Annotated in this window: 13 protein-coding genes; 5 read left to right on the top strand and 8 right to left on the bottom strand. The window is 68.6% G+C overall.

Going from position 1 to position 14,027, the window contains the following annotated elements; translation table 11 throughout:
* The first annotated feature begins 62 nt into the window (after positions 1-62).
* The 3 genes from ACZ6DT_RS03850 to ACZ6DT_RS03840 are packed head-to-tail and all read left to right on the top strand — an operon-like array spanning position 63 to position 4,262.
* A complete protein-coding gene (locus ACZ6DT_RS03850; RefSeq protein WP_465588148.1) occupies positions 63-1,964 on the top strand; it encodes a glycosyltransferase family 4 protein in 1,902 nt (633 codons plus the stop codon).
* On the top strand, positions 1,957-2,496 hold the full coding sequence (locus ACZ6DT_RS03845; protein WP_465588146.1) for a hypothetical protein: 540 nt from the start codon (positions 1,957-1,959) through the stop codon (positions 2,494-2,496). Before ACZ6DT_RS03850 ends, ACZ6DT_RS03845 begins: the two co-directional genes overlap by 8 nt.
* The gene (locus tag ACZ6DT_RS03840; RefSeq protein WP_465588143.1) at positions 2,493-4,262 is read left to right on the top strand and encodes a glycosyltransferase family protein; all 1,770 of its coding nucleotides are present in this window, start codon (positions 2,493-2,495) and stop codon (positions 4,260-4,262) included. Before ACZ6DT_RS03845 ends, ACZ6DT_RS03840 begins: the two co-directional genes overlap by 4 nt.
* Positions 4,263-4,544: 282 nt before the next feature.
* Here the strand turns inward: ACZ6DT_RS03840 and ACZ6DT_RS03835 are convergent, their stop codons facing one another.
* The 5 genes from ACZ6DT_RS03835 to ACZ6DT_RS03815 form a co-directional block, all read right to left on the bottom strand.
* Positions 4,545-5,270 carry a Crp/Fnr family transcriptional regulator gene (locus ACZ6DT_RS03835; RefSeq protein ID WP_465588140.1) on the bottom strand — a complete coding sequence of 242 codons (726 nt, stop codon included), beginning with the start codon at positions 5,268-5,270 and terminating at the stop codon, positions 4,545-4,547.
* Entirely contained in the window at positions 5,270-5,440 is a 171-nt protein-coding gene (locus ACZ6DT_RS03830; protein WP_465588138.1) for a hypothetical protein, read from the bottom strand. Before ACZ6DT_RS03830 ends, ACZ6DT_RS03835 begins: the two co-directional genes overlap by 1 nt.
* A gap of 579 nt (positions 5,441-6,019) precedes the next feature.
* Positions 6,020-6,688, bottom strand: a complete 669-nt coding sequence (locus ACZ6DT_RS03825; RefSeq protein ID WP_465588135.1) for a response regulator — start codon at positions 6,686-6,688, stop codon at positions 6,020-6,022.
* On the bottom strand, positions 6,685-7,809 hold the full coding sequence (locus ACZ6DT_RS03820) for a sensor histidine kinase (RefSeq protein ID WP_465588132.1): 1,125 nt from the start codon (positions 7,807-7,809) through the stop codon (positions 6,685-6,687). Before ACZ6DT_RS03820 ends, ACZ6DT_RS03825 begins: the two co-directional genes overlap by 4 nt.
* Before the next feature lie 58 nt (positions 7,810-7,867).
* Positions 7,868-8,716 (bottom strand): hypothetical protein, encoded by an 849-nt coding sequence (locus tag ACZ6DT_RS03815; RefSeq protein ID WP_465588129.1) that lies wholly within the window; start codon positions 8,714-8,716, stop codon positions 7,868-7,870.
* A 242-nt stretch (positions 8,717-8,958) separates the two neighbouring features.
* Between ACZ6DT_RS03815 and ACZ6DT_RS03810 the strand changes: the two genes are divergently transcribed.
* A complete protein-coding gene (locus ACZ6DT_RS03810) occupies positions 8,959-9,477 on the top strand; it encodes an RNA polymerase sigma factor (protein WP_465588126.1) in 519 nt (172 codons plus the stop codon).
* Positions 9,470-10,342 carry a VOC family protein gene (locus ACZ6DT_RS03805; RefSeq protein WP_465588123.1) on the top strand — a complete coding sequence of 291 codons (873 nt, stop codon included), beginning with the start codon at positions 9,470-9,472 and terminating at the stop codon, positions 10,340-10,342. Before ACZ6DT_RS03810 ends, ACZ6DT_RS03805 begins: the two co-directional genes overlap by 8 nt.
* A 197-nt stretch (positions 10,343-10,539) precedes the next feature.
* Here ACZ6DT_RS03805 and ACZ6DT_RS03800 read toward each other — a convergent pair whose 3' ends face one another.
* From ACZ6DT_RS03800 to ACZ6DT_RS03790, 3 genes are read right to left on the bottom strand one after another with little or no spacing between them, the layout of a single operon-like run.
* Positions 10,540-12,303, bottom strand: coding sequence for a gamma-glutamyltransferase family protein (locus tag ACZ6DT_RS03800; protein WP_465588121.1), 1,764 nt, complete (start codon positions 12,301-12,303; stop codon positions 10,540-10,542).
* Between the two features lie 32 nt (positions 12,304-12,335).
* Positions 12,336-12,743 (bottom strand): hypothetical protein, encoded by a 408-nt coding sequence (locus tag ACZ6DT_RS03795; RefSeq protein ID WP_465588119.1) that lies wholly within the window; start codon positions 12,741-12,743, stop codon positions 12,336-12,338.
* 9 nt (positions 12,744-12,752) lie between these two features.
* Positions 12,753-13,946 (bottom strand): FAD-dependent monooxygenase, encoded by a 1,194-nt coding sequence (locus tag ACZ6DT_RS03790; RefSeq protein WP_465588116.1) that lies wholly within the window; start codon positions 13,944-13,946, stop codon positions 12,753-12,755.
* Positions 13,947-14,027: the final 81 nt, after the last annotated feature.

Genomic DNA, 14,027 nt, shown 5'->3' with positions numbered 1-14,027 from the left:
GAGTACCGTTCACCCAAGGTCGGCGCCGGTGTGGCGGCGAACGAAGACGAGGTAGCGAAGCGATGACGAGCCTGCATACCGCCGGCATCCTGACCCCGGCCCGGCCGGTCGGGCACATGTTCGAGCTCCGGGGCTGGACGACCGGGATCAGCCGGATCGGCGAGATGTCCGTGACCATTGCGGACGTCGAGGCGAACCTGTTCCCCGAGCCGTGCCCGGGCGCGCCCGAAGGCACCTTCGGCTGGCGCGCGGTCCCGGCGTCCTGGGTTCCGGCGGGCACCCAGGACATCGTCGTCACCGGCCCGGACGAGCGCGTGCTGAACCAGGCGACCGTCCACGTCGGAACGTTGCCGGGCGAAGAACCGCTGTGGTTGGGCGAACTCGAAGCGCCGAAGCAGGGTAAGGTCAGCGAAGGTCACGTCGTCTACGTGACGGGGTGGGCGTTGCTACAGGGTCGCGCGCCGAGCCTGATCGAGGTCATGGTCGAGGGTGGCGGCACGGTCAGCGCGCGCACCCGCCTGCCGCGCAAGGACGTTCCCAAGGAATTCCCCGGATTCGACGACGCCGCGGTGAGCGGTTTCGAGGCCTGGGTGCCTGTCGATCTCCCGTACGGTGAAGAGCGGACGCTGTCGCTTCGCGTCCGGTACCGCACCGAAGGCGTCGGCGAGGTCGTGTCTGCGAAGCGCACTTTCACGCTCCGCAACCCCGTCGCGGACTTGGACGACGCCGAACTCGCCGACGAACTGGCCGGGGACACCGCCCGCGCGATGGCGCGCGTGAACATCCCGACCGATCCGAAGCATGTGCTGGTCTTCACGCACAGCCTCGGCGTCGGCGGCGGACAGCTGTGGCTGCAGGAACTGCTGACCCGGATGGTGACCGATCACGGCTGGCAGGTCAGCCTGGTCAGTGAAACCGACGGCCCGCTGCGCGCGGACTGCCACGAACTCGGCATCCCCGTGCACGTCACGACGCACTACCGGAATCAGACGGTGCCCGCCTACGAAGGGCACGTCGCCGAGCTGGCGCGCTTCGCGAAGTGCTCCGGAGCGGGCGTCGCGCTCGTCAACACTCTCGGCGGCTTCGTCGGCGCGGACGCGGCGAAACGCGCCGGGATGCCGACGGCGTGGGTCATCCACGAAAGCTTCTCGCTGCCCGCGTTCGCTTACCAGAACTGGGGTCCGGTGAAGCCGCCCGCCGCGGTGTGGCGGCGCTGGGAAAGCACTCTCGCCGAGGTCGACCGGCTGCTGTTCGTCGCGGACGCCACGCGCGAGATGTTCCTCCCGTACAGCAAGCCGGAGCGGTGCCGGACCGTCCGCTACGGCACGCCGATGCACAAGTTCGGCGGCCGGACGCGGTCGGAGACGCGGCGCCAGGCGCGCAACATGCTCGGCTACGCGCCCGACGACATCGTGCTGGTCAACATCGGCATCGCGGAATCCCGCAAGGGGCAGGCGCCGCTGATCTCGGCGATGGAGCGGATTCACAAGGTCCACCCCGAGGCGAAGCTGTCGATCGTCGGCCTGCACCCGTCGCCGTACGGGCTGGCGATGGAGGAGTCGGTCGAGCGCGCCGGGCTGGAGAAATCGGTCAGCCTCGTGCCGATCCAGCCGGATCCGCTGCGCTGGCTCCAGGCCGCGGACATCTTCGTGAACAGCTCCGATATCGAGTCACTGCCCAGGTCGATCCTCGAAGCCGTCTGCTGTGGTGTCCCGGTCGCGGCGACCGACGTATTCGGCGCGCGGGAGATGATCGTCGACGGCGAGACCGGCTGGCTGTTCGAGACCAACGACGTCGACGCGCTGACGGCGGCACTGCTGCGCGCGCTGGGCACGTCGGCCACGCGCCGCCGTGAGATGGCGAAGGCCGCGCACGAGAAACTGCTGCCGTGGCTCGATCCGGCAGGCTACGCGCGCGAGTACTCCGAAATCCTGACCGAACTGAGTGGGGGCGTTCATGTCTGACACCGACATTCCCGGCCGTGTCCAGGCCGAGCTGACCCGGCTCCGGGCCGAGCGGCAGGTTTTCACCGCCGAGCAGGACCGGCTGAAGGCGAAGCTGGCCGCCACCGAGCACGAGCTGCGCGAGGCCACCGCCGCCGTGCCGGACGAAGGCGAGTCCGCCGAGATGAACCAGAGGCTGGCCGCACAGCAGGAAGAACTCGACGTCGCGAAGACGCGTTCGCAGGCGCTGGAGGCCGAGGTCCTGCTCGCCCACCAGCAGCGTGACTCGCTGCGCGCGGAGCTGAAGACCTGCCGCGAGGAGCGGGACAAGCTGCGGCTCGCGCTGCTCGACGCCGAACTCGTGGTGTCGGCGGGCGTCGTCGACGCGGACGTCCTGCCCGGTGGCGAGCCGTCGGCCGACCGGCAGCGGCTGCTCAACGCCGAACGTCTCGCCGCCGAGATGGCCAGGGAACTCGACGCCACGCGCCGCACCGTCAGCTGGCGGGTCACCGCGCCGCTGCGGGTCGTGCGGAAGAAGATGGACCGATCGTGACCGAACTCTGCTTCGTCTCCGCCGAGGGCGGTTCCGCCTTCATGGAGGAACTGCTGGAGGTGGTCGCCGACGCCGTGCGCACCGCGGGCGGCGAGGCCACGACCGCGATCGGCAAGTACCCCGAGGCGGGGAACGACACGGTGTACGTCGTCGTCCCCCACGAGTACTTCGTGACCGTCCCGGACGCCGACTTCCCGACCGCCGCGCAGTGCCGCCGCACCATCGGGTTCTGCGTGGAGCATCCCGGGACGGCGACCTTCGAGCGCAACGCCGAACTGCTGTCGATCCTGGGCGGCGCCGTCGACATCAACACCGATTCGACCGCCGAACTACGCCGGCGCGGGATCGCCGTCGAGCATTTCCAGCTCGGCTACAGCCCGCTGTGGGATCTGTGGGGCGGAGACCTCGACAGCCCGCGCGACCTCGACGTCACCTACCTCGGCACGGCCGAGCGGCGGCGTTCGGTGCTGCTCGGCTCGTACGCGCGGGACCTCGCGGGACTGCGGACGCGGCTGCTGACCCCGCCGCACGAGCCGATGACCGGTGCCCGCGTCGACTTCCTGCCGGGCAAGGCGAAGTTCGAGCACCTCGCCCGGTCGCGGTTCCTGTTGAACCTGCATCGCGAGCAGAAGCAGACCCTGGAATGGGTGCGCACGCTCGAAGCCATGACCAACGGCTGCGTGGTGGTCAGCGAGACCTCGGCCGACGTCGAACCGCTGGTCCCCGGCGAGCATCTGGTCCTCGCGCGGCCGGAAGCGCTCGGCTCGGTCGCCGCCGCGCTCGCCGACGAGCCCGAACGCGAACGGCACCTGCGTTCGGCCGCCTACGGTTTCGTGAAGTCGCTGGACATGCCGGCGTCCGCGCGTCGGCTGATCGACCTGGCGGCTTCGCTGGGCTCGACACCGGCCGCGGACATCGCCCCCGCTCGCGCGCGGGCGAAGAGCCTGCGGAACCCGGAGAACGCCCTGGCCGTCGACACCCCGTCGTTCGACGCTCGGTTCGCGGGCGACCGGTCCACCGGCGGCCCCGCCTCGGCTCGCGGGACGGCGTTGTCGGCGCGGATCGCACAGCGCGCGGCAGGTGCGCGACGGGTCGCCACGCGAGGCTGGGAGCCCGCGGCGGCTTCCTTGACGGGCACCGCCGACGTCGACGTGCTGATCGTGCGCCGGACCGGTGAAGCCGATCCGGACGAACTCGCGAACGACCTGCTCACCGGCAGCGCGGTGCCGCGGAAGGTGCTCGTCGGCGAGGACGGCGTGCACCCGTGGCCGCGTCCGCGCCCGTACGACGTCCTGCTGCACGACACCCCGCTCGGCCGCGGACTCACCCGGAACTCCCTGCTGGAGCGTTCGACGGCGTCATGGCTGTTGGTGCTCGACGGCGGAATGCGTGCTTCGGAGTTCCTGCTGGAGCGCCTGCTGGCCGCTTCGGAAGGCGCGGACGTCGTGCACTGCCCGGTCGCGGACCCGGTCGACGGCCTGATCGGCGCGCTGCCGCCGGAGGAACGGCGCCTGCGGACGCTGCCGTACCTGGGCAGTGGCTACCTGGTACGGCGATCGCTGATCGACGAATTCGGCGGGTGGAACACCGAGGTGCTGTTCGAGGGCCTGGAGGATCACCTGTTCTGGCGGCGGGTGGCCGCGGCCACCCGGCCGACGACGCTGGTGCAGCAGGTGCTGCTGCGGCGGCTGCGACCGGATCCGGACTCGCGGCCGATGGACCTCGACCCGCATCGGGTGTGGGCGGCGGTCGGGACCGCTCTGTAACCCCCTCAAGTGCTAGGAACGGTCCGTTCCTGGCAAATTTTGCAAGCAACGGACCGTTCCTGGCATCGGCCGTGGGCGTGGCGTTAGTCCGAAAGTGTGAGTTAGGCCGTGTCGGTGAACGTCCTCCCCCGGTGGCGCGCCTTAGGAGCAGAGCATCGGAGCGTTCGGATGCCGGACGAGGAGGAGCCGCCATGGCCTGGGAAATCGCCCTGGTCGCCGCGCTGGCCGTCGTGTTCTTGATACGGCTCGCGCTTCAGCTGAAACGCGGCTGACCTCGTCCGGTCACCCCATCGCCACCCGCCTGCCCAGCCGCATCTGCGGAAGCCGCCGCGGCCGGGCGGGCAGCGGGGAAAGCGGCGGGCCGTCCTCTCGCAAACGCTTTTTCACGTGGATCGTCTTGTATCCCGTGGTCAGATAGCCCTCGTTCTTCAGTTTCGTTATTTCGGCGTTCACCGACGCGGGGGAAGCGCCGATCGCGGACGCGATGTCCGCGTGATTCAGACCCACGTCGATGACGACTCCTTCCGCGCGGGGAATTCCGTACAGCGCCTGCAACCGGGCCAGGAACGCGGTCAGCCTGCTCCGCACCTTGGCCGTCGCGAAACCCAGCGCGATGTCCCGCCGCCGCAGCCGGAGGGCCGAGTCGGCGGCGATCCACGCCATCGCCTGCTTGTCTTCGCCGAGGAAGGCGTGGAAGGCGTTCTGCGGGATCTCCAGCACGCGCGCCGGCTTCGTGGCGATGAACGAAAGGTGACTCGAGCGGCAGGCAAGACAGGCTTCGACGCCGAGGACGTCACCCGCGCCGAGCAGGTCCACGATCACCGGCACCGTGTCACCCTGAGCCGTACGCAGCGCTTTCACGAAACCGAAGCGCAGGATCAGCACGGGCGGCGAGGGCTCCCCTTGGTTGAGCAGGGTGGCACCCGCCGCGTGGTCCACGTGCCTGCCGAGGTCGAGCAGCCGCTGCCGTTGGCGTTCGGTGGCCGCCGCGAGGAAGTCCGCGCCCATCAGCCGATCACCGCCGCGAACGCGTAGAGGATGGCCGGGAGGCCGGCCACGAGAGCCGCGACCGCCCCGATGACCTTCGCCGGCTGAGCGACCTTTCCGGCGAGCAAGAGCCGGGTGAGAATCGCGGCGAAGACGATGTAGGCGAGAACGACGACGCCCGCGGTGATCACCAGAAGGGGATCAGGAGTATTTGTCGTCAATAGTGACTCCCAGTGAGAAGTGGAAAGCGATCAAGCCCCTGCCCGGCCGGGTGAGAATCACGTCCTGTAGGTGACGTGCCCTGCGGCCGTTCTTCCGAAGAGTACTGCTCAGCGGCATTGCAAGAAAGCAACCCGAGGCACGCGGCACCCGTACAGGGCGCCCGTATTCGGCCTTTTCACGACGGAAAGTGACAACTGCTTCGACGCTCGCCGAAGCAGAAAGTCACGGACCGTAAACGAAACCGCCGCCAGTTTTCGCGGATCACCGTTGAAAACACCGGGAAATCCGGATTACCCGTACGGGCATATCGGTTGAGCCGCCCGAACGGAAATCGGCGGCCACTTCGCCGAGGGCGACATTTTCCCTGGTCGAAGCGAAAGTCCCTCGACCGTGACGATGCACGTGCAGATGCACGACCCTGGCGGCTTTGTCCGCGGCGGGGCTCGATCGGCGGTGATTTAACGCAGGGTCAGCGATCCGGGGCCCTCGATCACGACCCGTGATCTGGGACGAATTTCGGCAATCTCAGCTTTTTGGGGGAATCTCACTCACCCCCGGCGGGGGCTGACCAGGCCGGATTCGTAGGCCAGCACCACCAGCTGCGCCCGGTCACGGGCGCCGATCTTGGTCATGATGCGGCTGACGTGCGTCCGCGCGGTGGCCGTCGAGATCACCAGATGTGCGGCGATCTCGTCGTTCGACATGCCGCCGGCGACCAGGCCGAGCACCTCGCGTTCGCGGTCGGTGACCTCGCGGACGGCGCTCACGTCGATGCGGCGGTTCTCCGGCCGGTCGACGAACTCCGCGATCAGCCGCCGGGTCACGGTCGGCGCGAGCAGCGCCTCACCCGCGGCGACCACCTTCAGCGCCCGCAGCAGTTCCACCGGCTCGGTGTCCTTCAGCAGGAACCCGCTCGCGCCGGCACGCAACGCCTCGTAGACGTACTCGTCGACGTCGAAGGTGGTGAGGACCAGGACCTTCACCCCGGTCAGCTCCGGATTCGCGGTGATCCGCCGCGTCGCTTCGAGCCCGTCGACGCCGGGCATCCGGACGTCCATCACGACGATGTCCGGCCGATGTTCGACCGCGGCCGCGACGGCCTGCTCACCGTCGCCCGCCTCGGCACAGACCTCGAAACCGTCTTCGGTCTCCAGCAGCACCCGGAAACCGGCGCGCACCAGCACCTGGTCGTCGGTGAGGACCACCCGGATCGTCATCGTTCCCCCTCGATAGGCAAGGCCACGCGGACTTCGAACCCGCCGTCCACAAGGGACGTCGTGAGCGCGCCACCCAGCGCGGCCGCCCGCTCGGACATCCCGCGCAGGCCATGACCGGGTTCGGGTTCGACCGCGCCACGGCCATCGTCGCGGACGAGCAACGTCAGCGCACCGGTTTTCCGCTCGAACCTGACGTCGACACCGCGTGCCTGGTTCGCGTGGCGGACCACGTTGGTCAGCGATTCCTGCAGGATTCGATAGGCGGCGCCGTCGACGGGCGCGGGCAGCTCACCCGGTTCGCCCTCGACGCGGACCTCCAGCCCGGCGGCCCGCGCGTGCTCGAAAAGCTCGTCGGCCTGGGAAAGGCTCGGCGCCGGGGCCTTGTCCTCACCCGAACGCAGCACGGCCAGCGTCGCGCGGAGGTCCTTCAACGCGGAAGCGCTCGCCTCCTTGATGTTCAGCAGCGCCTCTTTCGCCTGCTCAGGACGGCGGTCGGCGACATGCGCGGCGACCCCGGCCTGGACGTTGATCATCGCGAGACTGTGGGCGACGACGTCGTGCACCTCGCGAGCGATGGTGAGCCGCTCCTGCTCGGCCATCCGGTGCCGATGCTCGTCGGCCTGCTCGCGTCGGGCTCGCGCGGCGGCCATCCCGTTGCGCACCGCCGTCCCGATCCCGACGACCGCGATCACCCAGACCAGGCCCAGCCCGGCTCGCAGATCGAAACCGGCGAACCCGTGCCGGACGAACAACGCGACCCCCGCGGCCAGGAGCAGGGATCCGCCGGTGATACCGGCGACGATCGGCCCGCGGATCTTCGTGAGCACGAACAACGCGATCGTCGGCAGCACGATCACCGGCCCGCCGGGGTTGTCCGACGCGTAGTAGCCGAGCGTCAGCGCGGAGGTGAACAGGAAGACCGCCATCGGGAAGCGGTGCACGATCAGCAGCGGCACCGCGGTGGCGACCAGCCACAACACGCCGGACGTGGTCAGCGGCGGCACGTCCGGCTGCCAGCGGGAGGCGCTGCTCGTGGCACCGAGGACGAACCCGAGCGGCAGCGCCACGCGCAGCACGCGGCCCACCCAGGGGCTCCACGGAAACCGTTCTTTCAGCAGCACAGGACGAAAGCTACCCGTGGCGAAGACGGGTCGCGTCCGTTGAAAAGCGGCTTCTCGGCTACGCCGCGTGCGGTAGGCGCCGCAGGACCGAGGTCATCAGCAGTACCCCGCCGATCACCTGGACGGCCAGCACCGGCACCTGACCGGCGGATCCCATGGTGAACGCGCTGAACAGCCCCCACGCCCCCGAGCCCGCCATCGCTCCGGCGCCGGTCCACACCAGCACCAGCCGCGGCCAGAACCGTCCTCGCGCCACGGTCGCCAGCGCGATCGCGGCGAGGACACTGAGCACCGCGATCACCACATCCTGGCCGCGAGCCGACATGCCGCCGGAGCCGAACGCCCAGATCGAGTGACCGATCGCGGAAACGAGTGCGGCGGTGATACCGAGCCCGCCCGCCACACCGATCGTGCCCGGCCGCACGGTGCCGGTGACGACGAACCACCAGCGATCACGCGCGTAGAGCACGAACGCGGTCAGCAACAGGACACCCTGCCAGGCGAATCCGCCGTAGACCACGGTCCAGACCCAATTCTCCAGCGGCAGTTCGGCCAGTTGGGGTTTCATCAGGTCGGCGACGATCACCGGGAGGTTCAGCACGATCGGGGCGAGCAGTCCGGTGCCGATCCAGATGGGGAAGAGCACGAGTGGCGCGGGGATCCGGCGGCCCCAGGAGTAGGTGAACGCCAGCGCGAGGATCACCGCGACGACGTCCATCCCGGCGGTGAGCAGATTCGCGAAGAGCAGCATTTCGGAGTCCACAAAGGACGGATCGCGAAGGCCGAGGCTGCCGCCGGTGACCCAGGAGGCCTTGAGGGTCAGGTACGGCAGCGTGCCCAGGATCGCGGCGTAACAGACGATCAAGCGAGAACTGGAGATCTTGGTGATGGAGACTGCTGCGGTCATGCTCTCAGCGTCGGCGTTCCCGCCGCGGAAAGACTCCCTCGCGAGCCTGGTCCGCCTCCCTCTTCAGAAGGAGCTGGGCAGTTTCGCGGCGGACTGAAGGGCGCGTTCGCGCTGGTCATCGGGATTCAGGCGGTACTGACGGTCGGCGTGATCACGGTGGCCCTGCGGCCGCCGGATCCGCGGAGCTGAGAAAGTTCGATTTCACCCGTCGGAGTTCCGGCTCCCCGAGCGACGATGGGGATGTGACGGAACCACGGGTGCACCGGGACCCGGCCTTCGCGCTGCTGTCGCTGTACGAGACGGCGTTGCCGGAGGTCTACGGGTACCTGCTGTCCCGGTGCGGCGATCCCACCCTCGCCGAGGAACTGACGTCGGAGACGTTCCTCGGCGCGGTGAGGTCCTGTCGCAAGGAGTACGCGCCTGCGGTGAGCACCGGGTGGCTGATCGGCGTCGCCCGGCACAAGCTCGCCGATCACTGGCGGCGCAAGGAACGCGAGGAACGCGGGCTGCGACTCGTCCACGAGGAGGAGTACACCGATCCGTGGGACGAGCGGCTGGACGCGCTTCTGGCGCGCGATGTACTCGCGTCGCTCGGGGCGCATCACCAAGCCGCGTTGACGCTTCGCTACGTCGACGGCCTCCCGGTACCGGAGGTCGCCGACCATCTGGAGCGCACGGTGCACGCCACGGAGGCGTTGCTCGTGCGGGCCCGCGCCGCGTTCCGGCGTGCTTATCAGGAGAAGGAGGGTCGCGATGACTGATCCTTTCGACGCGCTTCGCGCACCTTCGCGGCCTCTCGATCCTGACCCGCTCTTCGCCGCCGAATTGCGCGACAACCTGCGTCGCGCCGTCCTGAACGGAGCCGATGTGACAAATGCAGCCGAAGTACGTTCGTTGACGCCCTATCTCGTGGTCACCGACGCGCGCGCCGCGCTCGACTTCTATGTCGAGGTGTTCGGGGCGCGGCGGCGATCCGAACCGATCGTGATGGAGGACGGCCGGGTCGGGCACGCGGAACTGGCCATCGGGGACAGCGTGCTGATGTTCGCGGAGGAATTCCCCGAACTGGGCAACGTGGTGGCACCCGAGGGCGGCACGCTGATCCGGATCGAAGTCCCGGATACCCACGCGTCCGCGCGGCGGGCGGTGGAACTGGGCGGCGTGCTGGAGCGGCCCGTCGCTGACGAAGGCCATGGGCTGACCGGGACGATCAAGGACCCGTACGGCCAGCGGTGGCTGGTATCGCAAGCCGCTCCGCGTCCTTCTTCTGGCGCGAAGCCGGTCCGGCACGGCGAAGCGGGCTACTTCACCTTCCAGGTCCCGGACGACGAACGCGCGAAGGCGTTCTACGGCGCCGTTCTCGGCTGGCAGTTCTCGCCCGGGCGCGTCGAAGGCGGTTGGGGCGTCGAAGGTTTCGGTCTGCAGGGCGGACTCTGGGGCGGCCCGGGGCGCCAAGCGGGCTGGAAGATCATGTACGCCGTCGACGATCTCGCCGCCGCGCTCGACCGTGTCCGCGCCCAGGGCGGCCAGACCGGTGAAACCGAACAGCAGCCCTACGGCCTGAGCGCCGACTGCGTCGACAACCAGGGCATCGAATTCTGGCTCTGGGAACAGCCGCGCTCTTGAGTCACCACCCCAACCCCCGCCCGTCCCAGGGGGGCGACCCCGAAGCCAGTCTATCGCCGATGGGGGCGGGGAAACGGGCGTGAGCCGAGTTGTCCACAGGTGGAAGACGTTGTGGACAACCTAGGGCCGGGGCCCACGTAGTGAAGGCCTCCTTCCCTACCTTGAAAGGTAAGGAGGCCTTCACGGCAAAGTGAGCATCAGCGGCCGGCGGCGTAGCCCTGCATTCCGCGCGCGTTCGCGGCGGCCCGCAAGAGACCACCGGAGCGCGAGACGGCCGAAAGCCGTCCGAGCGCCCAAGGTCCGGCGTCGACGACGACGTGTCCACGCGCGGCCAGGGCGTCCATTGTGGACTGGCCGAGCCGTGATTCGACCACGAGTTCTCGCGGCGTCCACGAGCGCGGATAGAACGAACTCGGGAACGCGGTCGTATGCCACGCGGGCGAGTCGATCGACTCCTGCAGGTTCAGCCCGCCGAACGTGTGCGCCAGCCAGAAACACAGCTGCCACTGGTCCTGCTGGTCGCCGCCGGGGGTCCCGAACGCCAGCACCGGCTCGCCATCGCGCAGCCCCATCGACGGCGAAAGCGTGATCCGCGGCCGCTTCCGCGGCGCCAGCGAGTTCGGCAGGCCTTGTTCCAGCCAGAACATCTGCCCGCGAGAGTCGAGACAGAACCCGAGTTCCGGAATCGTCGGGCTCGACTGCAGCCAGCCACCCGACGGCGTCACCGAGATCATGTTCCCGGCCGCGTCGACGACGTCGATGTGCACGGTGTCACCCCGGGTCTCACCCAGCGGTCCGACCGTCGGCTCCCCTGTCGCACCGGAGCCGGATTCCAGTCCGCGCAGCTTGTCCAGAATCGCGGGCAGCCTCGGCGAGGGACCACCGGGCCGGAGTTCGGCGGACGCTTCTTCGGTGATCAACGCCCGGCGGGTTTCCGCGTACTCACGGGAGATCAGCAACTCGATCGGCACGTCGGGGGAATCCCCGTACCAAGCCTCGCGGTCGGCGAACGCCAGCTTCGCCGCCTCGACGGCCAAGTGCACGGTGCGTTCCGTCGGCACTCCGTCCACATAGGACAGGTTGTCGCGCAAGCCGTCCAGCAGTCGCGCCTGCTGCAGCAACGCCGGACCTTGCGTCCAGGCGCCCATCTTCACCAGGCCCCAGTCGCCGAAGTCGACCTGCAACGCGTCCTCGTACGTCGCTTCCCAGCCCGCGATGTCTTCACCGGTGAGCAGACCGGCGTGATCGCGGCCGGAGTCGTCGCGGAACGCCTTGCGGCTGAACGCATCGATGGCCTCGGCGACGAAGCCCTGCGACCACGCACGGCGACCGGCGTCGATCTGCGCCTCGCGTCCGCTGACCGACTCGGCCTCGGCGACCAGCCGCTCCCACGTGTCCGCGAGCGCCGGATTGCGATGCAACCCCTCGGCGGGTTCACCGTCCGGCAGCCAGAGCGCCGCCGACGTCGGCCAATGCTCGGCGAACAGGTCCTGGACCGCGCGGATCGTGTCACCGACCCGGCTGACCAGCGGAATCCCGTTGCGCGCGTACGAGATCGCGTAGCCGAGCACGTCGCGCAACGACTTCGTGCCGTAATCCCGCAGGAGCAGCAGCCAGCCGTCCCACGCCCCCGGCACGGTCGCGGGAAGCAGACCGCTGCCGGGGATCAGGTCGAGTCCGAGATCTGCGAAGTACCCAGGCGTCGCAGCCGCGGGTGAAACGCCCTGACCTGCGAGGACGCGCGGCGTTCGATCCGCGGCGGTGACGAAGATGCCGGGGACCTGCCCCGCCGGGCCGCACAGATGCGGCTCGGCGACTTGCAGGACGAACCCGGCCGCCACCGCGGCGTCGAAGGCGTTGCCGCCGTTTTCGAGCACCGCCATACCGGTGGCCGAAGCCAGCCAGTGCGTCGATGCCACCATGCCGTGGGTGCCGGCCAGTTCCGGCCTGGTCGTGAACACGGAGCCAATACTACGCTTTGCTAACTACTTGTTCAGTCCCAAAAGTTGAAGAGGACTTCGCCGAGGTTCTCGGGTCGCCAGTACCTGACTTCGCGATCGTTCACCCATGGCGGCGCTGTGAGGTCGATTGGCGCTTCAAGCTCTGCCCGCGTGTACAACCGGTGCCCGGGAAGTAATTCTCTCAGAACGGCCAGCAGTCCTGGCTCGTCGACAAAGGTGATCGATCCGTAGTTGACGGGCGCTTCGGCGATTCCGAAGATCTCGCACCTTCGGCCATCCCACTCTTGCGCCCACAACACCGCGGCGGTCCGGTGCGAATAGGCGATCTCCGCCTGATCGAAGTTCCCCGGCTCCTGGTACGACAGGAACCGGATGATCCGGCCACGTGTTCGCCGGGCAGCCTCGTAACAGACCTTCCGGAACTCCTTCTCATCCCTCACCCACCGAAGCTATCCCTGCGCGGCGACCGGAGTGTCATAGTTTTCCAGCGTCGCGGCATTGGCGGTGCGCGAAGTCAGCCACGTGAACACTCCCGTCATCGGCCGCGAACCCAGCACCCGGTACAGGAAGTTCCGGTAGCCGACCATGAACCGGGTCTTCGGCGCGATGAACGTGCCGATCCCGGCCGCCTGCTTCTGCGAAACCTTCACCGGACCACGCAGCTTCTCTTCGTAGCGGGTGAAAGCGACTTCGTGATCGCCGTGAGCGGCGGCGATTTCACCCGCCAGGACGTACGCGCCCAGCATCGCGAGCCCGGTACCCGAACCGCCCGGACCCGCGCACCAGGCGGCGTCGCCGAGCAGCACGACCCGACCCTGGGACCACTTGTCGAGGTGGATCTGGCTGAGCGAATCGAAGTACAGCGTGTCTGCGTCGCTGAGGCCTTCTAGCAGCGCTGGAACTTCCCAGCCGAAGTCGGCGTAGCGCTCGGCGAGGGCCTTCTTCTGCGCCTCGACATCGCGACGGTCGACTTCCAACGGCCCGGACGTGAAGACGAAGCTGACGTTGAGCGCCGAGCGATCGCGGCCGCCGGCGACCATCACCGTCCGGCCGGGGACGCTGCAGATCTGGCCGAGGTGGTCGAGGTCGAGGTGGTTGGGCGCGGTGAAGCCCGCGGTGTGAAGGCCGAGGTCGGCACGGAACCGCTCCTCCTCGCCGAAGACCAGCCGCCGCACTCCGGAGTGCAGGCCGTCCGCGCCGACGACGAGGTCGAATTCGCGCGCTTCACCGTGCGCGAAGGTGACAGTGACACCGTCCGAAAGCTCGTCCAGGCCGGTGATCCAGTCGCCGAAGACGTACTCGACGTCGTCTCTCGTGTGGTCGTAGAGGATGCGTGTCAGGTCTCCACGCTCGATCTCGACTTCGCCGCTGAAGAAGACCGACGGCATCTGGGCGACCTTCTTGCCTCGCGTGTCGACGATGACCTGCGCGCCCATCGCCGTCTCCTTCGCGCGGATGTCCTCGAGAATTCCCATGCGCTTGAGCAGGGTCATCTGCTCGCCGCGGAAATCGACCGCACTCCCGCCTTCGCGCAGGGCCGGGGCGCGCTCGACCACAGTCGGCGCGAAACCGCGCTTCCGCAGCCAGAAGGCGAGGGCCGGGCCCGCGATACCGGCGCCGGAGATCAAAACGGTGGTCGTCATGGTTGCTCCTCGGGGATTTCGATGTGATGAGACCGACCGTACGGCAGATTTGCACGCTTGGTCAATCCATCTGGTTAAACC

It is taken from the genome of Amycolatopsis sp. NPDC041971, from assembly GCF_055588925.1.
The sequence above is the reverse complement of the archived record's forward strand: the minus strand, read 5'-3'. Positions and strand labels throughout refer to the sequence as shown.